The following is a 24,002-nucleotide window of genomic DNA, read 5'->3' on the forward strand; positions in this document are numbered from 1 at the left end:
ATCCCTGAAAGATGATCAGGTTGATAGGTCTGAGGTGGAAGCGCGGTGACGTGTGGAGCTGACAGATACTAATCGATCGAGGACTTAACCTAAATAGAAAAGCAGAAGAAGCTTAGCTTAAATCCATAGGGAATTGGAGCGATCGAGAAGAAGTCGTTCTTTGACTTCGTCCGAGAGAGTGAAATTACCGTAGGATTTGGCTTCTGGAGCTGGACAAATAAGCGAACGTCAGTGAAGTGAATTGTTTAAATCGTTATCTAGTTTTGAAGGAATATATAAGTTTTGAAAAAGACTTGAAAAATTCTTCATAACTAGTATAATTATTTTTGTCACAAATGTCTGGTAATGATGGCGAAGAGGCCACACCCGTTCCCATGCCGAACACGGAAGTTAAGCTCTTCAGCGCCGATGGTAGTTGGGGGTTTCCCCCTGTGAGAGTAGGACGTTGCCAGGCTTTGTATATTATTCCGCAGTAGCTCAGTGGTAGAGCTATCGGCTGTTAACCGATCGGTCGTAGGTTCGAGTCCTACCTGCGGAGCCATTGCTTCCATAGCTCAGTTGGTAGAGTACTTCCATGGTAAGGAAGAGGTCACCGGTTCGAGCCCGGTTGGAAGCTTATGAAAATCTTACTTCCAACTATATGAACGGCCCATTGGTCAAGCGGTTAAGACACCGCCCTTTCACGGCGGTAACACGGGTTCGAATCCCGTATGGGTCACCAAAGTTTTTTCGCACAGCGAAAATAACTTACATTAATAATTTTCCTACAATAAATTTTCGGAGGATTAGCTCAGCTGGGAGAGCATCTGCCTTACAAGCAGAGGGTCGGCGGTTCGATCCCGTCATCCTCCACCAAAGATTTTTCGCGTAGCGAAAATATCTGACCATTTTCTTTAATATCTAAAACATCTTTTATCCTCGATATAATTACTGAGAGTAAATGAAACTCTAAGATATCTAATGAAATAATTATTAAAACTACACGCCGGTGTAGCTCAACTGGTAGAGCAACTGACTTGTAATCAGTAGGTTGGGGGTTCAAGTCCTCTCGCCGGCACTGTTTCACAAATATGGAGGGGTAGCGAAGTGGCTAAACGCGGCGGACTGTAAATCCGCTCCTTAGGGTTCGGCAGTTCGAATCTGCCCCCCTCCACCACTTTTAAATAAACCTTATGATAAACGATGAAAGAATTGTGAAACATACAATTCATTAGTTGTTTTTTTCTTTTCTCATTATCTATGTTGTGAATAATTTCACGATATACGGGTAAGATATTGAAGAGATACATAATGAAAATTATTGGGCTATAGCCAAGCGGTAAGGCATCGCACTTTGACTGCGACATGCGTTGGTTCGAATCCAGCTAGCCCAGCCATTTAGAGCCATTAGCTCAGTTGGTAGAGCATCTGACTTTTAATCAGAGGGTCGAAGGTTCGAATCCTTCATGGCTCATTTTTGCGCGGAAGTAGTTCAGTGGTAGAACACCACCTTGCCAAGGTGGGGGTCGCGGGTTCGAATCCCGTCTTCCGCTCCAGAGTGATTCTGGGGCCTTAGCTCAGCTGGGAGAGCGCCTGCCTTGCACGCAGGAGGTCAGCGGTTCGATCCCGCTAGGCTCCACCAAAAATGAATATAAACTTTTATATACAAACGATAAACATTAGTTTATCGTTTTTTAGTTTTATATTAAAAAATGATAAGTAGGGAACATAGTATATAGGATTTGTTTTTCTTAATTTCTAATGAAAAAAATATATATTGCTACATTACTCAAAAAAAATTATTATTTATTAGACTTTCTTTCAAACTTTTCTCCATAGGTTAACCAAAATTTGTTAAAATAATTTTATATGAAAAAAATGAAACCAAACGGTAACCTTAATCGTATAAAAGAGACCCGCAGAGTGCGGAGGTATAAATAAATGGAAACGATTGTAAAGAAAAGAATTAAACAAGTAAAAAAAGGTGATCAGAATGCCTTTGCAGAGATTGTTGATCTGTATAAAGACAAGATATATCAATTATGTTTTCGAATGCTAGGTAATGCACATGAAGCTGAGGATATTGCTCAAGAAGCCTTTATTCGATCATATGTTAATATTCATACATATGATATGAATAAAAAGTTTTCTACATGGCTATACCGTATTGCAACAAACCTTTGTATTGATAGAATTCGAAAAAAGAAACCAGATTATTATTTAGATGCAGAAGTTTCTGGTACAGAGGGATTAACAATGTATTCTCAAGTTGCTTCAAATGAAGCATTACCAGAAGAAGAACTAGAGACATTGGAGCTACAGCAAACGATTCAGAAGGAAATTTTGAAACTTCCTGACAAGTACAGAACGGTTATTGTCTTAAAGTATATTGATGAACTCTCACTGATTGAGATTAGCGAGATTTTGGACATTCCTGTTGGTACTGTTAAAACCCGTATTCATAGGGGAAGAGAAGCTTTAAGAAAACAATTAAGGCATTTATAAAGAGGTGAGTAAAGATGAGCTGTTCTAATGAGTTTATCCAGCTTTTACACAAATATATGGATCAAGAATTGTCAGAGGAAGATGAAACTAGAGTGAAAGATCATCTTCATATATGTGAGAAATGTTATCATCATTTTCATGAACTTGAAAAAGCTGTAGCACTTGTTCAAAGTACATCTCATATTGAAGCTCCATCTGATTTTACTTCAGCTATCATGAATAGACTTCCTAAAGAAAAAAGAACGGTATCGTGGAATAGGTGGTTTAAGGGTCATCCTTTATTATCTGCTGCATCCTTATTTTTGCTCTTGATGACAGGGAGCCTATTTTCTGCGTGGAATGAAGATCAGCACTTTAGTGTATCTAAGCAGTCCAATCTAGTTGTAGAAAATAGTCGGGTGACTGTTCCAGAAGGTGAAGTTGTTGAGGGAGATGTAACAGTAAAGAATGGGACTCTTTCTATAGAAGGTACAATTAATGGAGATGTTACTGTCATAAACGGTGAAATAATAAACGGAGAAAAATACGTAGCTTCTGCAGGTCAAGTTACCGGTGATATAAATGAAGTTAATGAGTTATTTGAGTGGCTATGGTATCATATCAAGTCAACTTCAAAGGATGTAGTTAGTATTTTTCATTAAGCACGGTGGGGGAAAAATACTCTTTTTTCACCTAAGGCTAAGCGCTTTGCGTTTTTCTTAAGGTCATCATTTTGGTGACCTTTTTACATGATTTAAGACGAAGTGATATAATAGAGTAGTTATTTTAAACTTAATACGTATTTAGGACATTATAGTTTAGAATTTCTATGAAGAGTAGATTAAAACTCATGGAGGACGAGTGAATGGGATATGAGGATATACCGGTATTACATTACCTTGGTATAGCTGTTGATATTCTCCTTGTTTGGTATGTTATCTATAAACTAATTATGGTAGTGAGGGGAACAAAGGCCGTACAGCTTCTGAAAGGAATTACAGTCATTATTGTCGTCCGTATGTTAAGTCAATACATGGGCTTGAGCACATTACAATGGTTAATGGATCAAGCGATAACATGGGGATTTTTGGCGATTATTATTATATTCCAACCAGAGCTGCGAAGAGCATTAGAACAGCTAGGAAGAGGTCGATTATTTACTAGAGGTGGCTTACCTGGAGAGGAAGATCCAGAGGTAGCTGTCGAAGCGATTGTGAAGGCAACAGACTATATGGCTAAACGCCGTATTGGTGCACTGATGACAATCGAGAAAGAAACTGGGATGAGTGATTACATAGAAACTGGAATATCTCTAGGTTCTCGGATTTCATCTGAATTGCTAATTAATATATTTATCCCTAATACGCCACTTCATGATGGTGCAGTGATTATTCAGAAAAACCAAATTGCAGCAGCAGCGTGTTATCTTCCATTATCGGAAAGCCCTTTTATATCTAAGGAACTAGGTACACGTCACAGAGCAGCGTTAGGGGTTAGTGAAGTAACTGACAGCTTAACAATTATTGTTTCTGAAGAAACAGGAAGTGTATCTGCTGCAAGAAATAGTGAGCTACATAGGAATTTAACTCAAGATGAACTAAGAAATATTTTACAAAAAGAGTTAAATGCCTCAACAAAAACTGCTTCCTCAAACCGTTGGCAATGGAGGGGAAAGAAGAATGGATAAACTAATAGAAAGTCCATGGGTAATGAGGTTTATCGCTTTATTTTTAGCACTAATGCTTTATGCGTCTGTTAATATAGAATCTAATTCTCCTTCGACGAGTCAGCCACCACCACTACTAGGAGGGAATTCATCTTCTACTGATCAGAATACGGTAACAGAAGTGCCAGTTACTACATACTTCGATCAAGAAAACCTTGTTGTAACAGGTGTACCTGAAACGGTTAATGTTACGTTAGAAGGAGCAACAGGATCAATAACTAAGGCAAGTAAGCAAAAAGATTTCGAGATATATGCAGACTTGACTAACCTATCTATAGGGACTCATCAAGTAAAATTGAGACATAAAAATCTTTCACAAGATTTATCGGCAAGGATTAATCCTGCGTTCATAACGGTCTCAATTGAAGAAAAGGTAACAAAGAGCTTTCCTGTAGAAGTTGATTTTCTAAACGATGATAAACTTGAAGAAGGATATGAACCAGATCAGCCAATTGTTAATCCAAATAGTATAAATGTCACTGCTTCCAAAGAACTCATTGAAAGGATATCTGCTGTAAAAGCAACCATAAACTTAGAAAATGCAAAAGAAACAGTAGAATCGGATGCGAGGATTACTATTTATGATCGTGAGGGAGTTATTCTTCCTGTAGAAGTTGAGCCTTCAGTTGTTAAAGTGACTGTACCGATAAAGAGCCCAAGTAAAGAATTACCTTTTAAGATTATTAGAGAAGGTGAACTTAAAAAGGGATTGAGCATTTTAAGTCTTGAACCAGATCCAAAGCAAGTAACTGTTTACGGCCCTTTAGATGTGTTAGAAAATCTTGAGTTTATTGATGGAATTAAGGTTGACTTATCTAAATTGACAGAAGATACTGTTTTAGAAGTTGATATTCCTAAGCCAGAAGGTGTGAATAAGGTATCTCCTGAAACTATAAAGATAAAGGTAGATATAGATGAACAAGAGGAAAAATCACTTTCCAGCCAAACGATCAAAGAGGTTGGAATGTCTAGTGGAAAGAGATTTGATTTTCTCGATCCAGATTCCGGTGCGATCGATGTGAAAATTTTTGGAGCACCAAGTGTGCTCAAAGATGTAACGAGTGATGATATTGAACTTTATATAAATTTGGCAGATTTAAGTGATGGGGAGCATGAGGTAGCTGTGCAAGTAAATGGTCCTCAAAATATTACCTGGCTATTAGAACAAGAAAAAGTTAAAGTGAAAATTTCTACAGCCTCATAAGGCAGATAGGATAAAAGGAGCGAAACCAATGGGAAAGTATTTTGGTACAGATGGAGTACGAGGAGTTGCCAATAGTGAATTAACACCTGAATTAGCTTTTAAAATAGGTCGATTTGGTGGATATGTGTTAACAAAGGATAAGGAGCGCCCTAAAGTTCTAATCGGTCGAGATACTCGTATTTCAGGCCATATGTTAGAAGGAGCATTAGTAGCTGGTCTTCTATCAATTGGTGCAGAAGTAATGCGATTAGGTGTTATCTCAACACCTGGTGTGGCGTATTTGACAAAAGCACTTGGTGCAGAAGCTGGTGTGATGATTTCAGCATCTCATAACCCTGTCGAAGATAATGGAATTAAATACTTTGGTCCAGACGGATTTAAACTTTCTGATGAGCAAGAACTTGAAATTGAAGCGTTGATGGATCAAGAGGTAGATACATTACCGAGACCTGTAGGGGAAAATTTAGGACAAGTTAATGACTATTTTGAAGGTGGACAAAAGTATCTTCAATTCTTGAAGCAAACAGTTGATGAAGACTTTACAGGAATTCATGTTGCACTTGATTGTGCACACGGTGCAACCTCATCATTAGCTACACACTTATTTGCAGACTTGGATGCTGATGTTTCAACTATGGGTACATCACCAAATGGATTAAATATTAATGATGGTGTAGGTTCAACACACCCAGAGGCATTATCAACATTTTTAAAAGAAAAGAATGCTGATATAGGTTTAGCTTTTGACGGTGATGGTGATCGTATGATCGCAATAGATGAAAATGGTGCAATTGTTGACGGAGATCAAATTATGTATATTTGTGCCAAGTATTTAAATAGTGAAGGTAGACTTAAGAAAAATACAGTTGTATCGACTGTCATGAGTAATCTTGGTTTCTATAAAGGTTTAGAAGCGCATGAAATTAACAGCGTTGCTACGGCTGTAGGTGATCGATATGTTGTAGAAGAAATGAGGAAAAATGACTACAATCTTGGAGGAGAGCAGTCAGGACATATTATTTTCTTGGATTACAATACAACAGGAGATGGATTACTTTCAGGATTACAGCTTGTTAATATTATGAAGTTAACTGGAAAGAAATTATCAGAACTTGCCAATGAAATGAAAAAATTTCCTCAATTACTTATAAATGTTCGAGTAACTGATAAATATAATGTGACTGAAAATGAAAAAGTAAAAGAAGTTATTACAGCTGTAGAGCAAGAGATGAATGGAAATGGACGTATCTTGGTAAGACCATCAGGAACAGAACCATTAGTTCGCGTTATGGCAGAAGCTCAGACTGAAGAACAATGTCGTGATTATGTAGAACGAATTGTAGAAGTGGTCAAAGAAGAAATGGGATTAGAGTAAAAAACTTTCGGCGGGGAAACCCGCTTTTTTTTATTGTTTAGGAAATGATCTGCCTAAAGATAGAGTTTATAACGATTGTATAGGTATTAACAAGAAATGAACTCATGCATATAATGTTAGCAAACAATCGATACTAAGATTGTTAAACAAATGGAAAAAATAGATTGACGTTTTATTTCTCCATATTGTAATATTAACTTTGTGTTAAAATTTATAAAAAAGGAGCATAGTAGGTAGTCAAAACTTCATAAAGCGCCTGAACTAAGTGGTCGAAAAAAACTTAGTTGACGAGGATGGAGGTTATCGAAATTTCGGCGGATGCCTCCCGGTTGATTGGTTACAACCGTAAACTTTTCCTTAAACCAAAGAGGTAACTTTTTGAACAAAGGGAAAAGTGTAGCCTTCCAAATACAAAAAACATGTGTGAGGGGACAGGGATGTCTCCGAAATTTTAAATGACAACTGTCCCATGAAACACTCTATGGGAGGAAACAAATATGTGCGGAATAGTAGGATATATTGGACAAAATGACTCTAAGGAAATTTTATTAAAAGGATTAGAGAAATTAGAGTATCGTGGATATGACTCTGCAGGAATTGCAGCAATGAATCAAGATGGCGTGCATATCTTCAAAGAAAAAGGTCGTATCGCTGAGCTACGTAAAAGTGTAGATGTAGAAGTGGCAGCATCAACTGGTATTGGCCATACAAGATGGGCAACACATGGTGTACCTAGTCAGGTAAATGCACATCCACATCAAAGTAACACGAGCAGATTCACCATTGTTCATAATGGTGTAATTGAAAATTATGCGATCTTAAAACGTGAGCATTTACAAGATGTAGCGCTTAAAAGTGAAACAGATACGGAAATAATTGTCCAAGTTATTGATAAATTTGTAAAAGAAGGATTAGAGGTTGAGGAAGCGTTCCGTCAAACGTTATCAATCTTAAAAGGCTCTTATGCTATTGCATTATTAGATGAGCAAAATCCTGACATGATTTATGTAGCAAAAAACAAAAGTCCTCTTCTAGTTGGTTTAGGTGATGGTAGCTTTAATGTTGTTGCTTCAGATGCAATGGCTATGCTGCAAGTAACTGATCAATATGTTGAGATTATGGATAAAGAGATGGTTTTCGTTGAACGTGAAACGGTAACTATTAAAGATTTACAAGGTAATGTAATTGAACGTGCACCTTACAAAGCAGAAATTGATGCTAGTGATATTGAAAAGGGCACATATCCTCACTACATGTTAAAAGAAATTGATGAGCAACCTTTAGTTACAAGAAAAATTATCGATAAATATCGTAATAATCAAGATGAAATCACAGTTGATTCAGATATTGTTGCTGCTGTTAATGCTGCAGATCGTATCTATATCATTGCAGCTGGAACTAGCTACCATGCAGGATTAATTGGTAAACAGTTTATTGAAAACTGGGCTAAAATTCCTGTTGAAGTTCATATTGCAAGTGAATTTTCATATAACATGCCTTTACTATCGCCTAACCCACTGTTTATCTTTATTTCACAAAGTGGAGAAACAGCAGATAGTCGTGCCGTACTAGTACAGATTAAAGAGCTTGGTCATAAAGCATTAACAATTACAAACGTTCAGGGATCAACATTATCCCGTGAAGCGGATTATACAATGTTATTACATGCTGGACCAGAGATTGCTGTTGCATCAACAAAAGCATACACGGCTCAGCTATCAGTTCTATCAATTCTTGCCGCAGTTGCAGCAGAAGGTAAAGGTCGTTCACTAGAATTTGATTTGACAAAAGAGCTAGGAATTGTAGCTAATGCAATGGAAGTTCTATGTGATCAAAAAGAGGAAATGGAAGAGATTGCAAGAGATTTCTTTGCAACAACTCGTAATGCATTCTTCATTGGCCGTTCTGTTGATTACTATGTAGGATTAGAAGGAGCATTGAAGCTTAAAGAAATATCATACATTCAAGCTGAAGGCTTTGCAGGTGGAGAATTAAAGCATGGTACGATTGCACTGATTGAAAATGGCACACCTATTATCGCTCTTGCAACTCAAGAGCATGTGAACTTAAGCATTCGTGGAAATGTAAAAGAGGTAGTAGCACGTGGGGCAAATCCTTGTATCATTTCTATGAAAGGACTTGAAGAAGAAGACGATCGTTTTGTTCTTCCAAGTGTTCATGAACAACTATCACCATTAGTATCTGTTGTAGCTTTACAATTAATTTCTTACTACGCAGCATTACACCGCGATTGTGATGTTGATAAGCCTAGAAATTTAGCTAAAAGTGTAACAGTAGAATAAATAAACTGAGGCTCTAATACATAATGTATTAGAGCCTTTTATTTGTTTCTGTGGCAGTTATATAAAAGTTGATAAGGTGATCTTGATGGGCTGCTACTGCACTATTACATCTATTCTATCCTTTTCTTTTTGTTAAAAACGGCTCAAAAATTCAGTAAAAGTATTACAACATTTAATAGTGACAGGAATAGTTTTTCTTGTTATTCAAACTTATCTTATATTTTAGAATTAAACGTGGTGCATGAACACTTATTTTTAACTCTTTTCGGTTTTTAACTTCTCTGTTGATCCCATGTTTATTTGTGTTTTTCCTCTTTTTAAGAACAAAAATTTCTATAGGTCATAACCTATTATGTACTTAAAAAATAGTTTGATTGGGAGTGGAAGAAATGGTAAAAGAAGAAGTGCAACAGCTTATTAATAATTTAATTCAAATTGAACACATTTCTACAACTTTATATTTGGCCATGTCAGCATATATGGATAGAAAGAACTTTACTGGTATGGCAAAATGGCTAAGATTACAATCTGAGGAAGAGCGTACACATATGTTAACCTTGATCGATTATTTGTCTGGAAAAGATGGGGTAGTTAAACTTAGTGAAGTACCAGCTCAGCCGAGTAATTTTGGAACACCTCTTGAGACATTCCAAAGGGTTCTTGAACACGAGCAGTTTGTTACAAATTCGTATCGACAGGCCTATGATTATATTAAACAAGTGGATCCTCAAACAACAGTAATCGTTCAAGATTTTTTAAGAGAACAAATTGATGAAGAAGCACAATCACTAACCATTGTAGAACGATTGAAATTAGCAGAAAATAATCCATCAGCATTATTGCTTGTAGACCAAGAGCTTGGTCAAAGGCAAAATGGTACAGTTGCTGCAGGGTAATGTTTACTCTTAGTCAAATAGATAGTCTCTAAAAAGATGCGATCTTAATAAGAAGAGAATAATTATTTTAAGATGACAAATATTTTAGCGAAAAAAGAAAAGTCTCCTACTCGAAAAATAAGTAGGAGACTTTAACTATCCATTCAAACTTAGTCATTTATCTTTTGTGTTCTTCCAAAACAAATATTCTAGCAGAATAATCATGAGGATGTTCTCTTGACCAATATTCAGAAGCGCGATCTGTGTAATCTTCTGCTAAGATTATTCCAATATTCATTAATTCATCACCATAATGAGTTGTTTCACTTTTATTAATGGTGTAGAGCTTATTAGGATCTAGGCCTTGTAATTTCACTCTTGAATACTTATCGTTAGGTTTAGCTAGTACTTTATAGTAACCAACAATCGCTTCTGATTGATCTGTAGAAACGACCATCCATGATGTTTCATTTGATTCAAAAGGATTTTGCATTCTAAAAAATGTACCATTGTGAATTAACTCTCTTTTTTCTTTAAAAAAGAATACCTGTTGTTTTACAGCTGACTTTTCTGCATCAGACAATTGTGTAACGTCTAATTCATAACCGAATGTACCAAAGTAAGCAACATTTGCTCTCGTCTCAAGCGGTGTCATTCGACCAACTTGATGATTAGGTACTGCTGAAACATGACTGCCAATTGAGCTAAGTGGATATACCATTGATGCACCATACTGAATTTTCAATCTCTCAACAGCATCTGTGTTATCACTGGCCCAAGTTTGGGGTGCGTAAAACAACATTCCTGGATCAAAGCGTGCACCACCACCTGCACATGATTCGAAAAGAATGTCAGGATATTTGGCAATGAGTCTTTCGTATAGATCATAGACCCCTAATATATAGCGGTGAAATACTTCACCTTGTTGATCAATCTCTAATTTTTGAGAATATGCCTCAGTGATGTATCGATTCATATCCCACTTAATATAGGAAATTTTTGATTTACCAATGATGTTATCCATTAGCATAAAAATATGATCAACAACTTCTTTTCTAGAAAAATCTAAAACAAATTGATTTCTCCCATGTGATGCACGTCTGTTAGGGGAGGAGATGATCCAATCAGGATGTTCATCAAATAACTTTGTTCCTTTACTAACCATTTCAGGTTCAAACCACAAACCAAATTTCATCCCGAGAGCTTCAACTTTTTCAGATAATCCGTTTATTCCGTTAGGAAGTTTCTGATCATATTCAAACCAGTCACCTAGAGAACTAGAATCATCGTCACGCTTTCCAAACCAACCATCATCAAGAACAAACAATTCAATTCCTAAATCTCTAGAGGATTTTACGATATTAAGGATTTTTTCTTCATCAAAATTGAAGTAAGTTGCTTCCCAATTATTAATTAAAATAGGACGAATTTGATCACGCCATTTCCCTCTAGCTAAACGCTTACGATATAAATCGTGATATGTTTGGCTTAATCCATTTAAACCATTCTCTGAATATACCATCACACATTCAGGAGTTTGAAAGGTTTCTTGTGGTGTTAATTTCCATGTGAATTGAAACGGATTAATCCCCATCATGACTCGACTAATACCGTATGTATCTACTTCAACCTGCCCTATGAAATTGCCACTATAAACTAAGCTAAAACCAATGGCTTCTCCAGAATGTTCATTTGCATCAAATCGTTTTAGAGCTAGAAATGGATTGTGAACATGACTACTTGCACCTCTAGTGCTATAGATTGATTGAACACCTTTAGATAATTTCTGTGTGTCCATATGTGTTTCACGAGCCCAAGCACCATTAAGGTGAACCATTTCATATTGATCGTCTGGTAAATCAATACTAGTGCTCATAGCGTTATTGATATAAACAGCATCATCATTTTCATTAATAAATCGTGCATTTCTAGTAATAACATTTCGATCTGCATAAATGGTATAACTTAAAATCAATTTTGTTTTAATTATCGTGTCATATAAAGTGATTTCAAGTGTGTCAGCTTCCTCAAGATCTTCTACATATGTAGCAGGAAGGTTTTCAAGCTGAGATTTGCCTTTGAAAATTTTGTAGCTTTCATATTGGAAGTCTGTGATGTGACTACCTAAGTTATTTTTAATCATATGAGCAGGATACCTAAAATCTGTTGATCCATAACTAGGATATTCTTGTTTAATATGTTCTAAAGATGATGTGTGGTCATTTTCAAACATATTACTCGAAGGACGCACGTCCCTTTCGATTAAATGGTGAAATGAGTGTCGGTGGTTTATTTTTTTTCCATAATATAAATGCTCTAAATAGTTGCTTTTTTCTAACACTCTGAATAGATAGCTAATATTTTCATTAAACAAATGAAATTCCATCGTTTCCCTATTAAATTTTATTGGCATGAAGATTCACCTCTATAATTAAGATTTTGTTCTAGTAAAACATATTGCTGTTAAAACGATACAAGAATACATTTACGAGGAAAGAAACGTGTAGAATCATTCTTCCTATGGATCTTGCATTAATGAGATTCGCTCCGACCAATCAACCACCAATATTGTGTGAAGAATCAACATCAAGCTTCAATAACGTCTAAATGTTTTCCGATTTTGAAAGCTCTAAAGTAAAATCCTAACCGTTTGTGAGTTTAATAAACTTTAATTAGTTCAGAGTTATAGATGTCTTTTGATAAAGTTATCGAATAGGTAATATTACTTTTTTAGATTATAGCATGTTTGTAAAAACGTATGTTATTTAATTCAAAAAAAGAAAAAAATAGTGAAAATGTTCAATTATATGAAGATAATATCGAAATGAAAATGTATTTTCCAATTTTTATAGAAAACAAACATAAAAAAGGAAAGTAAATGATCTTTCTTAACAAAAAGTAAGGGGATTATATGAATGGGTTAGAAAAAGAAAAGGGTAATTAAAAATAATATTCCAAATATTGTTGACAAGTAAGCGTTATCATCTTACAATGGGTTTGTAAGCTACACGATAACTTAACAGTAATAAGGGGGAAGTTAAATGAAAAGACAGAGATTATTAAGTCTACTTATGGTTGTGGTTCTAGTTGTTCTTGCTGCTCTTACGGGTTGTTCTTCTAAAACAGAAAAAGAAACAACTGATAATGGTTCAACTAATAATGAAGCGAATACTAGTTGGAAAGATAAAGATCCAGAAGAAATTGAAGGGGAAATCACGTTCATTTCTCAAAGAACAGATATCGTTGACACAGTTTTCCCTGAATATGAAAAAGAATTTCAGAAGAAATATCCGAACGTAGAAGTGAATTTTGAAGCGTTAACTGATTATGGTGGTCAAATTACACCACGTATGAATACAGAAGATTATGGTGATGTTTTATTACTTCCAACTCAAGTTCCAATCGAAGATCTTCCAAATTTCTTTGAGCCACTTGGAAAACTTGATGAAATGGGTCCAAAATACATGGGTGTAGAAGAGAGAGCGGTTGATGGTACTGTTTATGGTATTCCGATTGCTGTTACTTACACAGGTGTTGTTTATAACAAAAAAGTATATGAAGAAGCTGGTGTAACAGAAACACCAAGAACAATGGATGAATTTATAGCAGCATTAGAAAAAATTAAAGAAAATACAGATGCAGTGCCATTGTACTCAAACTATGCAGCTGGATGGCCGTTAACTCAGTGGGAAGGCGCATTTACTACTGTAGCTGGAGATCCTGCGTATTACAATCAAACAATGGTGAATGAAAAAGATCCTTTCGTTGAAGGAAAACCTCAATATGAATTATGGAATCTTATGTATGATGTAGCGAACAAAGATTTAATTGAAGCTGATCCATTAACAACGGATTGGGAGTCTTCAAAAGCAATGATGGGTAAAGGTGAAATTGCGACGATGGTATTAGGATCATGGGCAATTGATCAAATCAAAGGCGTTGCTGAAAATCCAGATGACATTGGTTATATGCCATTCCCAACAAATGCAGATAAAGTGATTTTTCCATTAGGTGCTGACTTCCAAATGGGTGTGAACAAAAACAGTGACAATAAAGATGCGGCTTTAGCTTGGGTTGACTGGTTTATCCATGATTCAGGTTATTCAGTAGAACAAGCTGGTGGTATTAGTGCTGCAAAAGACGTTCCACTACCAGAAGATCTAAAGAAATACGAAGAACAAGGTGTGACATTTGAATTGTTAACTCCTGCTAAAGAAGGTCAAGAAGGATTACTTGATAAAATCGACAAAGAAGCAGAAGTTGGTTTATGGTTAGAAGATACTCCTAAGAGAATCGTAGAAGCTGCAATTGGAAATCGTGATGAATCATTTGAGGATATCATGAAGGAAATCAATGCAGAATGGAATGAAGCTTACGATAAAATTGTAGGTGAGTAAATAGACTTTGAAACAAGAAAAGTGCAGAACTTTGCGCTTTTCTTGTTTTTTATTGGTTGTTCTCACTAATTTTAAGTTTCTTCCATACCAATAAAAATCAATAATTCAATGACGATAAGAAGTAGTAAGAATGTTATAGGTTTTAAATTAAATATATCTTTAGTGGACCCAAAAAAAATACTAGGAGGAAAATGATGAATATTGATATGCCTTTATCACAATTAAAGGAATATATGGGGAGTAGCCCTAAACCAACTGATTTTGATCAATATTGGGAAAGAGGTCTAAATGAGCTTGGTCAACGATCTTTAGATTATGAATTAGTACCAGCTGATCTTCAAACAAACGAGGTAGAATGTTTTCACTTGTATTTTAAAGGAGTTGGAGGAGCAAAGGTTCATTGTAAGTTAGTTAGACCAAAGAAGATGAATGGTAGCGGTCCAGGAGTTGTTATGTTTCATGGATATTCAGTAGATAGTGGAGATTGGCTTGATAAAATTGCATATGCATCACATGGCTTTACAGTTTTAGCGTTAGATTGCAGAGGGCAAGGTGGTTTGTCTGAAGATAACTTAGTTGTTAAAGGAAATACACTTCGTGGACATATAATTAGAGGCCTAGATGATCCAAATAGTGATTCTTTATACTATCGACAAGTTTTTCTAGATACTGTTCAAACAGTGAAAGTCCTTATGTCTATGGATGGTGTTGATCCAGATAGAATTGGTGCTTTCGGTATCTCTCAAGGAGGGGCATTGGCGACAGTATGTGCTGCACTAGAGCCAAGGATCAAAAACTTAGTAGCGATTTATCCGTTTTTATCTGATTACAAAAGAGTATGGGATATGGATATGAACAATTCGGCATATGCCGAAATAGCCGAATATTTTCGTCATTTTGATCCTCACCATGAACGAGAAGAAGAAATATTTACGAAGCTAGGATATATAGATATTCAAAATTTCGCTGACCGAATTAAAGCTAAAACTTTATGGGTTACAGGGATGATTGATGAAATCTGCCCACCTTCTTCACAGTTTGCAGCATATAACAAAATCACCTCAGAAAAAGAGATGCTGCTATATCATGAGTTTGGACATGAATTTTTACCACATCTTTCAGATAAAGCGTTTAAAAGGTTTTTAACTTTATAAAAACTTAGAATGGATCTAGAAACAGATGAAAAGTAAATAGGATACTCTACGAAAAATGAGTGTCAAAGATCAGGTGGAATCTTTAAAGAAGCTTTTGACTTCGTGAATGAAAGTCGATAAACGAGTTAACCAAACTAAAATAGTGGAGGATTTACATATGGCGATAATACAATTTCCAAAAGATATGAAATGGGGATCTGCAACGGCATCATATCAAATTGAAGGTGCTGCTTTTAAAGATGGTCGTGGGCTGTCGATATGGGATACATTTTCACATACTCCAGGAAAAGTAGTTGGAGGAGACAATGGGGACGTTGCCTGTGACAGTTATCATCGTTATGAAGAAGATATAGAAATAATGAAAGACTTAGGAATTGATATGTACCGCTTTTCAGTTTCCTGGCCACGAATTTTCCCGAATGGAACAGGTGAAATAAATCCAAAGGGTTTAGCGTATTATCATGATCTAGTTGATAAGTTAATTGAAAGTGGTATTGAACCAATGTGTACTTTGTATCACTGGGATTTACCACAAGCACTGCAGGATGAAGGTGGTTGGGATAATCGTGAAACAATTGATGCTTTTGTCAATTATGCAGAAACCATGTTCAACGAATTTAAAGGGAAAATAAAGTATTGGATTACATTGAATGAACCATGGTGTATTTCATTTCTTTCAAATTATATAGGTGCACATGCTCCAGGATATACAGATTTACAATTAGCAACACAAATCTCTCATCATTTATTAGTTGCACATGGGAAAACAGTTAAGAAATTTAGAGAATTAGACATTGAGGGAGAGATAGGTTTTGCACCAAACACAACATGGTTAGAGCCTTATTCAAATAAACAAGAAGATATCGATGCATGTCGTAGAGAGAATGCTTACTTTATAGAATGGTTTATGGACCCTGTTTTTAAAGGAGAATATCCTCAGTTTATGGTAGATTGGTTTAAGAAAAAGGGTGTTGAATTGAACATAGAAGATGGTGATCTTGAAGCTATTCATCAGCCAATTGATTTCTTAGGAATAAACTATTATACAGGTCATGTAGCACGTTATAAAGAAGATGAAGGTTTATTTGATTGGGAATATGTTGAGATGGGATATGAGCGTACAGATATCGATTGGCCGGTATATCCAGAGGGCTTTTATAAAGTTTTAACATATATTAACGATCGTTATGGCAATGTTCCAATATATATTACTGAAAATGGATCATGTTATAATGATGAACCAGTTGATGGAAGAGTAAAGGATGCAGCTCGAACGAAATATTTAAAACAACATTTAACGGCATTAAGCAGAAGTATTGATGCAGGTGTAAATATTAAAGGCTATCTTACATGGTCACTTCTCGATAACTTTGAATGGGCAGAAGGATATAGTAAGAGATTTGGTATTGTATATGTTGACTATATAACACAAAAGCGGACGAAAAAAGACAGCTTCTATTGGTATAAACAAACAATTGCTAACAAATGGTTTGAATTCTAAGATGTTTTTAGGGGTCTGTTCCTCGGCGTATTAAAGTGCTGCTGAGGAACAGATCCTCATTTATTTTAGACCGTAACCGTTTCTAATAATTTTTCAATATCTTGTTCCATATCGATTGGATCTGTTGTACATTCAAACCTTTGAATCACTTCACCATTAGGATCAATAAGGAATTTTGTGAAATTCCATTTGATTGAATGATCATCTGTTAAATATTCAGGGTGTTTTTCGTTTAGTAAAGGTATTAAGATTTTTGCGACAGGGTGAAATTTATTAAATCCTTGGAATGCTTTTTGTTGTGAAAGATAATCAAATAATGGATGAACGTTTTCATCACGGACATTTGTTTTCTGGAATAATGGAAAGTTAACTCCATAATTTAATAGACAGTTCGCTTGAATTTGTTCGTTCTCGTCAGGCTCTTGATGATCGAATTGATTACAAGGAAATCCTAATATAACAAATCCTTTATCTTTATATCGATCATATAGTTTTTGTAAGTCTTCGTATTGGTAGGTAAATCCACAGCGCCCAGCTGTGTTAACAATTAATAACACTTTACCTTTATAATCTTCTAATGATTTTTCCTGTCCATTCATTGCAACAGCTGAAAAATTATGTACATTCATTTATATTTCCCCCAGTGAGTTTAGTTCTTTTGTAATAGGTCTTTAATCATGTAAAGGTATTATACATAGAGTAATGAAATAAAAGCAAAAGAAAATACTTACAAATGTAGATTAACGATGAAAGGAAAGGGACGGAAAAGGAATATCTTGAGTATTGTAACAAGGGGATTTGTGGCAAATCAGGTGAAATTCTATATATAAGTAGTGTAAGTGAAAGAAGTATCAAAAAAAGAGGCTGAGACAGAAGTGTTTAAACTAATGATAAACCCGAATTATAAGGTGATATGTCAATTAAACATTCGCCCAATAGTTCGGGTTTTTATTTGCCGTCTTTAATAGTTTTTTTGATTTTGAATACTATTTTTAAGAACTTAGTGGAATGGAGCGGAAGACACTAGGGCACCTACTTAGAATTGAGGAAAGGCTGAGACCCCACAGGCTTGCCGAGTTATCATGAACGAAACTAGCTCCTTACTCGTAAATTCGTAGGTTACTTTGGTCATAATGTTTATGAACAGTAAACAAAAAACCAAATCAGAGCTACATTACGGAAGGAGCTAGTTATTATGAAGGATACCATAAAATACGTAGGTTTAGACGTGTCAAAAGATAAAATTGCAGTTGCTATTGCTGAAGAGGGTCGTGAAGAACCAAGATACTATGGTATGATTCCTCACACACCAGAAGCAATGAGGAAGTTAGTCAAAAAACTTGGGGAGACTCACACTCTAAGATTTTGTTATGAAGCTGGTCCAACTGGGTACCCATTATATAGATTGTTAACTACTTTGGGAGTTCATTGTGAAGTGATTGCACCATCTCTAATTCCACAAAGACCAGGTGAGCGAATAAAAACTGACCGTAGAGATTCCATACGACTCGCTCATTTATATCGTTCGGGTGAGTTAACTTCTATATATGTTCCAAATTCAGAAGATGAAGCTCTTCGGGATCTTGTTAGAGCACGTGAAGATGCAAAAGAAGATGAGTTAAGAGCTAAACATCGTTTAACTAAATTTTTATTACGTCATAATATTAAACCACCAGCTGGAGTAAATAGATGGACAAAAAGGTATCGTGAGTGGCTGAATGCATTGAAATTTGAAAAGTCATCTTTAACAATGGTGTTTCAAGAGTATTATCATCAAATAAAAGAGTTAGAACAACGTATTTTAAGACTTGAAAAGGAAATTAAAGTAGAAGCAACTGAAGGTATCCATGCACCAACGATTCAAGCTTTACAATCATTAAGGGGTGTTGCCCTTATAACTGCGACAAGTCTTGTGGCAGAAATAGGTTCTTTTAAACGTTTCCCAACTGCTAAAAAGTTTATGGCCTATGTTGGACTTATTCCGAGTGAATCCTCTAGTGGTGATAGAAGAAGTCAAGGCGAGATTACGAAAACAGGAAATCGCCATGTTAGACGCTTATTAATTGAGTCTGCATGGAGTTATCGATATAAACCCGCAGTCAAAGGAGAGTTAAAGAGACGACAAAATGGACTAGATCCAACAATTCAAGCGATATCTTGGAAAGCTCAAAACAGGCTCCATCAAAGATACTACCGACTATTATCTAAAGGGAAAGAAGGCGGAAAAGTAGTTACCGCAGTGGCAAGAGAGTTGGCAGGCTTTATTTGGGCGATTACACAAGAAGTAAAAGAGGCTTCTAGGACTGGGTTACCATGTAAAAATGGATGACTACGGAATGACTAAGTGAAATATAAAAAAGATATGACTATAGTTACGAGGTTGAATTTTAAAATAGATCGATGAGAATAGGACTCGAAGGCAAAGAGTAATACCGGAAAGGAAAACCCACTTGCCTCCTCTGTGCTAATCTTCAATAGGTTAACGCACGCGCCGAGTTAGTGGATAAGTCCTTTATACGGAAAGATAAAATGTGATAACCCACGAATATCAGGATACTAACCGCAGTAGAGATTTTTGCCTTCGTGCCGTGTTCTTACCATCTATTCACCTAACTAATTTTGGAGGAATGATAGATGCTCACTTTCTTCCTTAGCTTAAAACAGTCTCTCAATTCTTAGAATAGCAGTCAAGGAGAGCACTTGACAGCCATTCTAAGAATTGAGGTTGGGTTGGTAAGCTAAAGAAGGAGATACTCTAGTCAGAAGACTATTAGACAACAAAGCAAAGAAGCCAAAAAGAGCTTCTCTACTTAAAGCTTCCCAAAAATAAACCAAATCCTATAGTTGAGTGGGGGCCTTGACAGTTTCGTTCATATCAGGAGGCTCAGCTTCCTCCCCTGGAACGCGAGTGTCTGCAGCGCAATGGAACGAACTTATTTCTTTCAGCTTAACTGAATTTAGATTTATTCGTCTTTTTGTATGACTTCTTTAATTATGTCCCAGTCTCTCTTTTTAATTATTTTATTGAGTTAGTAAGAAATTCGATTACTTGATCAGGTGTTTTTGCATTTGCGCTATGTAAATGTGCTTGTTTTTCACCGTTCTTAAAAACTAGTAAGCTTGGAATACCCATTACATTGTATTTTTCAGCAATTTCGGGTAAATCATCTTTATTAATTTCATACATTGAGACATTTTCCACTTCTTCAAAAACAGTTGGTAAAAACATGTCCATTCTTTTACAATCAGGACACCAATCTGTAAAGAATTTTAAAACAACGGGTTCATTACTATTTATTAAATCTTTGAATTTCTCTTCAGTTTTTACGTGTTCCATTAATATCACCTCGATTCCTATTTTACCCTAATTATATATAAATTAAAGGTATTGATATATGCTAGTTTCAAGAAAATTTGTATCGCATATATAAATAATAGCCAAATTTTGTGTTATGGGATATTACTACATTTAGCTGTATCATTTTTTTAGAGAAAATAAGCATAGAAAATTGACTTATTGAACTAGCGAATTTAAACTTACTTACAATAAGTAACCATAAAATTTAAACTTTTTTTATAATAGATCATTTAACAAATATATTAGGAGGAAAAATAATGATAGAAGCAACTGAACAACCATCATTGATAGCTTTGAAAAAGAAGATAAATGGTATTTCTCATGATTCAGGTCATACATTTATTGTTGGCCCTATTAAATTACCAGTTCAATTAGATGGAGAAACAGTGAATTTTAACTGGTACAGTTGGTTAGAGGTGGAGAATTCTTTGGACCTTCCTTTAGAGGAACAAAAGGATCTTTTAATAAAGAGCTTAGCAACAGCAAATTTAGCAAATAGTCAGCAATCAAGTGTATTAACTTATGGTGACTTTGAAACTAGTGAAGAAGCTTTGATCCGCATGCATAGTATTTGTCATACTGGTGATATTTTTGGAAGTAAACGTTGTGACTGTGGATTTCAATTGAAAAATTCGATGAAAATGATTTCTGAGCATGGATCTGGAGCGATTTTTTATCTTGCAAATCATGAAGGTAGAGGTATAGGTTTATTTAGCAAAGCGATGGCATATCTTCTACAAGAAGAAGGTCTAGATACTGTTGAGGCGAATGAATATTTAGGATTTGAAGATGATAGCCGTAATTATGATGAACCAATTAGAGTATTGAAATTCCTTCGTGAGTTACCAGTTACATTAATAACAAACAACCCTAATAAGTTAGAAGCATTAAAAAAATCTGGTGCAAATGTTTCTGGAAGGGTTTCTTTATGGGGGGATATTTCAATGTATAATAAACACTATCTTGAAACTAAAATGGAGAAAGCAGGACATTTCCGAGGAGGATATCCAATTTGAGTGAACATGAATTTTATATGAGACTCGCTTTAGACAATGCAAAGGCAATGAAAGGACAAACAGATCCTAATCCACTTGTTGGTGCAGTTATAGTGAATGATCATCGAATTGTTGGTGTTGGTGCCCATTTAAAAGCTGGAGGACCTCATGCAGAAATTCATGCATTACGCATGGCTGGTGAGCTAGCGAAGGGGGGAACAATTTATGTCACTCTTGAGCCTTGTTCACATCACGGTCGAACAGGTCCTTGTGCTGAAGCACTAGTGGCAGCAGGGATAAAAAAAGTCATCATTGCCACCCTTGATCCTAACCCTATTGTAGCGGGAAATGGTGTAAGCATTTTAGAGAAAGCAAATATTGAAGTTATTGTTGGAGTTTGTGAAGAAGAGTCAAGAAAAATGAACGAAGTTTTCAATAAGTTTATTGTGAAAAAACAGCCGTTTATGACATTAAAAGCAGCAACAACTTTAGATGGGAAAATTTCCTCTTATACATGGGACAGCAAATGGATTACTTCTGAAGAAGCACGTCTTGATGTTCATCATTTACGAAATGAAAACACAGGCATCTTGGTAGGTGTTCATACGGTAATAAAAGATGATCCTGAGTTGACCACAAGAATACCTAATGGTCGAAACCCCCTTAGAATTATTTTAGATAGCACACTACGTATACCTCTAAAGAGTAAAGTACTTACAGATCAAAAAGCTGACACATGGATATTTACATCGGAAAATTTCAATCATGAAGTGAAGCGAGAGTTAGAAAATCTAGGTGTGAAAGTATTTGTCACAAAAGGAAAAAATCGCGTTGATTTACAAGATACATTGAATATTTTAGGCGAGCAAAATGTTGCATCTGTACTAATTGAAGGTGGAGGAGAAGTGAATGCATCTTTCCTTAATGAACAATTGGTGGACAAGCTTGTGTTATATGTTGCTCCTAAATTAATTGGTGGAAAACAATCACCTAGTTTTTTTGCAGGTGAAGGGATCGAAAAAATGGCAAATGCTATAGAACTTGAGGAACTGGAAATAAACAAAATTGGTAAAGATTTTAGATATACTGGTTATCCTGTTTATTCATGAAGTAAATGAGAGAGGCTGGGGCATGATTAAAGGAGTCATACAAAAAGACGAATAAGTCTAAATTCAGTTAAGCTGAAAGAAATAAGTTCGTTCCATTGCGCTGCAGACACTCGCTTTCCACGGGGAGGAAGCTAAGCCTCCTCGGCATGCCTGCGGGGTCTTAGCCTTTCCTCTATTCCCGTAGGAGTCGATTGTCTTCCGCTCCATTCCACTAGTTCTTAGAATAAGTATACAAAATCAAAAATTATAATTGAAGACAGCAAATAAAAACCCGAATCATTAGGAGAATGATTAATTGAAATAATCACCTAATAATTCGGGTTTATCGTTAGCTTTAATACTTATGTCCCAGCCTCATGTATTATTGAACTAAGAAGTATAAACATTCACATGCATGTAAGGTTGTCTAGTTTCAACTAATAGCTCTCGTGGAAAAAAATAAATCCCATTTGCTATATGATAGGGCTAAGGTTTAACGACTTTTAGCTTTTTTTATTTTGTATTAAAGTGGTATTGTCTTGTAAGAAAATATGATGTAAAATAAAACCAAGTAAACTCATAAGAATTATTATATTAATTATATTCAAATAAATGTTTCAAAAAGAATAGGGGGAAGTAAGATGAAAAGTAATCATTATCCTGTGATCAATGGAGCGGAAAGCATATACTTCTCTGGAAATCATATAGGAATCTTGCTATGTCATGGATTTAATGGAACGCCACAGAGTATGCAATTTATAGGTGAACAATTATCTACTTATGGTTACACAATATCGATTCCAAGGTTATCAGGACATGGAACGTATTATCTGGAGATGGAAGATTGTACGTATAATGATTGGATTTCTGATTTACAAACAGCGTATGAACAATTAAAAACTTCTTGCTCTACTGTGTATATTGTAGGTCAATCTATGGGTGGGGCTTTAACATTGCAACTTGCAGCAAGAAATCAACATATTAATGGGGTATTTCTTATAAATGCGGCAGTTACAGAAGTTGCTTATCAGGATTTAATAGATAGCAAAACACCAAGATTTATTGATGAGGATTCTCCAGATATAAAAAAGGATTCCGTGTTTGAAATTACTTATGATAAAGTTCCGCTAAACGCAATACAGCAATTGTTATCTCTAATGGAAGACACAAAGAAAAAAGTTGAACAAGTTACTTGTCCTGCTGTCATCTTTAAATCTGCAATTGATAATGTTGTATCTCCTTCAAACTCAGACTTTATATTGAACAATGTTACTTCAAAGAATAAAAAACAAATTGTTTTAGAAAATTCATATCATGTGGCTTCAATGGATTATGATGCTCCACTTATCGTGGATTCTATCCACAAGAATATAAACATTTTAGAAGATAATGAATGCATTAAAACTAGTGAAGTTCGTGTTCTATAGATCATAATGGTGGATAACTAACCTGGTTATCCACAAGTTATCCCCAAAATCATATAGTTATCCACTGTTTTGTAAACACTTTAATTTTAGCTTTTCTCCATTATGTTCGACATAAACTCAAATAGATTTAGAAATA

At 35.5% G+C, this 24,002-nt stretch carries 17 protein-coding genes, 10 tRNA genes and 2 rRNA genes; 26 read left to right on the forward strand and 3 right to left on the reverse strand.

What is annotated here, in order from left to right; translation table 11 throughout:
• The 19 genes from LC076_RS22315 to LC076_RS22405 all read left to right on the forward strand — a co-directional run.
• Nucleotides 1-92, forward strand: a 23S ribosomal RNA gene (locus tag LC076_RS22315); the annotation flags it as partial.
• Between the two features lie 246 nt (nucleotides 93-338).
• A 5S ribosomal RNA gene (rrf, locus tag LC076_RS22320) occupies nucleotides 339-454 on the forward strand.
• Between the two features lie 12 nt (nucleotides 455-466).
• Nucleotides 467-541, forward strand: a tRNA-Asn gene (locus LC076_RS22325).
• Between the two features lie 2 nt (nucleotides 542-543).
• Nucleotides 544-616: transfer RNA gene (locus LC076_RS22330), tRNA-Thr, on the forward strand.
• 30 nt (nucleotides 617-646) lie between these two features.
• Nucleotides 647-721: transfer RNA gene (locus tag LC076_RS22335), tRNA-Glu, on the forward strand.
• Between the two features lie 58 nt (nucleotides 722-779).
• Nucleotides 780-855, forward strand: a tRNA-Val gene (locus tag LC076_RS22340).
• A gap of 129 nt (nucleotides 856-984) precedes the next feature.
• A tRNA-Thr gene (locus LC076_RS22345) sits at nucleotides 985-1,057 on the forward strand.
• 15 nt (nucleotides 1,058-1,072) lie between these two features.
• Nucleotides 1,073-1,156, forward strand: a tRNA-Tyr gene (locus LC076_RS22350).
• 145 nt (nucleotides 1,157-1,301) lie between these two features.
• Nucleotides 1,302-1,376, forward strand: a tRNA-Gln gene (locus tag LC076_RS22355).
• A gap of 4 nt (nucleotides 1,377-1,380) precedes the next feature.
• Nucleotides 1,381-1,453, forward strand: a tRNA-Lys gene (locus tag LC076_RS22360).
• 7 nt (nucleotides 1,454-1,460) lie between these two features.
• Nucleotides 1,461-1,535: transfer RNA gene (locus tag LC076_RS22365), tRNA-Gly, on the forward strand.
• A gap of 10 nt (nucleotides 1,536-1,545) precedes the next feature.
• Nucleotides 1,546-1,621 (forward strand) — tRNA-Ala (locus tag LC076_RS22370).
• Nucleotides 1,622-1,920: 299 nt separating this feature from the next.
• A complete protein-coding gene (gene sigW, locus LC076_RS22375) occupies nucleotides 1,921-2,484 on the forward strand; it encodes an RNA polymerase sigma factor SigW (protein ID WP_226671350.1) in 564 nt (187 codons plus the stop codon).
• A gap of 14 nt (nucleotides 2,485-2,498) precedes the next feature.
• A complete protein-coding gene (locus tag LC076_RS22380; protein ID WP_226671351.1) occupies nucleotides 2,499-3,125 on the forward strand; it encodes an anti-sigma factor family protein in 627 nt (208 codons plus the stop codon).
• 203 nt (nucleotides 3,126-3,328) lie between these two features.
• Entirely contained in the window at nucleotides 3,329-4,150 is an 822-nt protein-coding gene (gene cdaA / locus LC076_RS22385) for a diadenylate cyclase CdaA (RefSeq protein WP_226671352.1), read from the forward strand.
• Nucleotides 4,143-5,393, forward strand: coding sequence for a YbbR-like domain-containing protein (locus LC076_RS22390; RefSeq protein ID WP_226671353.1), 1,251 nt, complete (start codon nucleotides 4,143-4,145; stop codon nucleotides 5,391-5,393). Before cdaA ends, LC076_RS22390 begins: the two co-directional genes overlap by 8 nt.
• Before the next feature lie 28 nt (nucleotides 5,394-5,421).
• Entirely contained in the window at nucleotides 5,422-6,768 is a 1,347-nt protein-coding gene (glmM, locus tag LC076_RS22395; RefSeq protein WP_226671354.1) for a phosphoglucosamine mutase, read from the forward strand.
• 497 nt (nucleotides 6,769-7,265) lie between these two features.
• The gene (gene glmS, locus LC076_RS22400) at nucleotides 7,266-9,071 is read left to right on the forward strand and encodes a glutamine--fructose-6-phosphate transaminase (isomerizing) (protein ID WP_226671355.1); all 1,806 of its coding nucleotides are present in this window, start codon (nucleotides 7,266-7,268) and stop codon (nucleotides 9,069-9,071) included.
• A 389-nt stretch (nucleotides 9,072-9,460) separates the two neighbouring features.
• Nucleotides 9,461-9,967 carry a ferritin gene (locus LC076_RS22405; protein WP_226671356.1) on the forward strand — a complete coding sequence of 169 codons (507 nt, stop codon included), beginning with the start codon at nucleotides 9,461-9,463 and terminating at the stop codon, nucleotides 9,965-9,967.
• Nucleotides 9,968-10,124: 157 nt separating this feature from the next.
• Here LC076_RS22405 and LC076_RS22410 read toward each other — a convergent pair whose 3' ends face one another.
• Complete coding sequence (locus LC076_RS22410) at nucleotides 10,125-12,359, reverse strand: alpha-galactosidase (RefSeq protein WP_226671357.1); 2,235 nt, start codon at nucleotides 12,357-12,359, stop codon at nucleotides 10,125-10,127.
• A gap of 628 nt (nucleotides 12,360-12,987) precedes the next feature.
• Here LC076_RS22410 and LC076_RS22415 point away from each other — a divergent pair.
• The 3 genes from LC076_RS22415 (at nucleotide 12,988) to LC076_RS22425 (ending at nucleotide 16,998) form a co-directional block, all read left to right on the forward strand.
• Nucleotides 12,988-14,343, forward strand: a complete 1,356-nt coding sequence (locus LC076_RS22415) for an ABC transporter substrate-binding protein (protein ID WP_226671358.1) — start codon at nucleotides 12,988-12,990, stop codon at nucleotides 14,341-14,343.
• A 194-nt stretch (nucleotides 14,344-14,537) separates the two neighbouring features.
• On the forward strand, nucleotides 14,538-15,497 hold the full coding sequence (locus tag LC076_RS22420) for an acetylxylan esterase (protein ID WP_226671359.1): 960 nt from the start codon (nucleotides 14,538-14,540) through the stop codon (nucleotides 15,495-15,497).
• A 157-nt stretch (nucleotides 15,498-15,654) separates the two neighbouring features.
• Entirely contained in the window at nucleotides 15,655-16,998 is a 1,344-nt protein-coding gene (locus LC076_RS22425; protein ID WP_226671360.1) for a GH1 family beta-glucosidase, read from the forward strand.
• 65 nt (nucleotides 16,999-17,063) lie between these two features.
• On the opposite strand, the gene LC076_RS22430 is transcribed toward LC076_RS22425, so the two are convergent.
• Complete coding sequence (locus LC076_RS22430) at nucleotides 17,064-17,627, reverse strand: glutathione peroxidase (RefSeq protein WP_226671361.1); 564 nt, start codon at nucleotides 17,625-17,627, stop codon at nucleotides 17,064-17,066.
• Nucleotides 17,628-18,193: 566 nt separating this feature from the next.
• Between LC076_RS22430 and LC076_RS22435 the strand changes: the two genes are divergently transcribed.
• Complete coding sequence (locus LC076_RS22435; protein ID WP_226671362.1) at nucleotides 18,194-19,327, forward strand: IS110 family transposase; 1,134 nt, start codon at nucleotides 18,194-18,196, stop codon at nucleotides 19,325-19,327.
• A gap of 687 nt (nucleotides 19,328-20,014) precedes the next feature.
• On the opposite strand, the gene LC076_RS22440 is transcribed toward LC076_RS22435, so the two are convergent.
• Nucleotides 20,015-20,335, reverse strand: a complete 321-nt coding sequence (locus tag LC076_RS22440) for a thioredoxin family protein (RefSeq protein ID WP_226671363.1) — start codon at nucleotides 20,333-20,335, stop codon at nucleotides 20,015-20,017.
• Between the two features lie 278 nt (nucleotides 20,336-20,613).
• Here LC076_RS22440 and LC076_RS22445 point away from each other — a divergent pair, with 278 nt between their 5' ends.
• The 3 genes from LC076_RS22445 (at nucleotide 20,614) to LC076_RS22455 (ending at nucleotide 23,866) form a co-directional block, all read left to right on the forward strand.
• Nucleotides 20,614-21,372: a GTP cyclohydrolase II gene (locus LC076_RS22445; RefSeq protein WP_226671364.1), complete on the forward strand. Its 759-nt coding sequence runs from the start codon at nucleotides 20,614-20,616 to the stop codon at nucleotides 21,370-21,372.
• Nucleotides 21,369-22,460, forward strand: coding sequence for a bifunctional diaminohydroxyphosphoribosylaminopyrimidine deaminase/5-amino-6-(5-phosphoribosylamino)uracil reductase RibD (gene ribD / locus LC076_RS22450; protein WP_226671365.1), 1,092 nt, complete (start codon nucleotides 21,369-21,371; stop codon nucleotides 22,458-22,460). Before LC076_RS22445 ends, ribD begins: the two co-directional genes overlap by 4 nt.
• Nucleotides 22,461-23,080: 620 nt before the next feature.
• Nucleotides 23,081-23,866: an alpha/beta hydrolase gene (locus tag LC076_RS22455; protein WP_226671366.1), complete on the forward strand. Its 786-nt coding sequence runs from the start codon at nucleotides 23,081-23,083 to the stop codon at nucleotides 23,864-23,866.
• The last annotated feature ends 136 nt before the right edge of the window (nucleotides 23,867-24,002 follow it).

The sequence above is a fragment of the Metabacillus litoralis genome (genome assembly GCF_020524045.1).
GTDB classification, from domain to species: domain Bacteria; phylum Bacillota; class Bacilli; order Bacillales; family Bacillaceae; genus Metabacillus; species Metabacillus litoralis_C.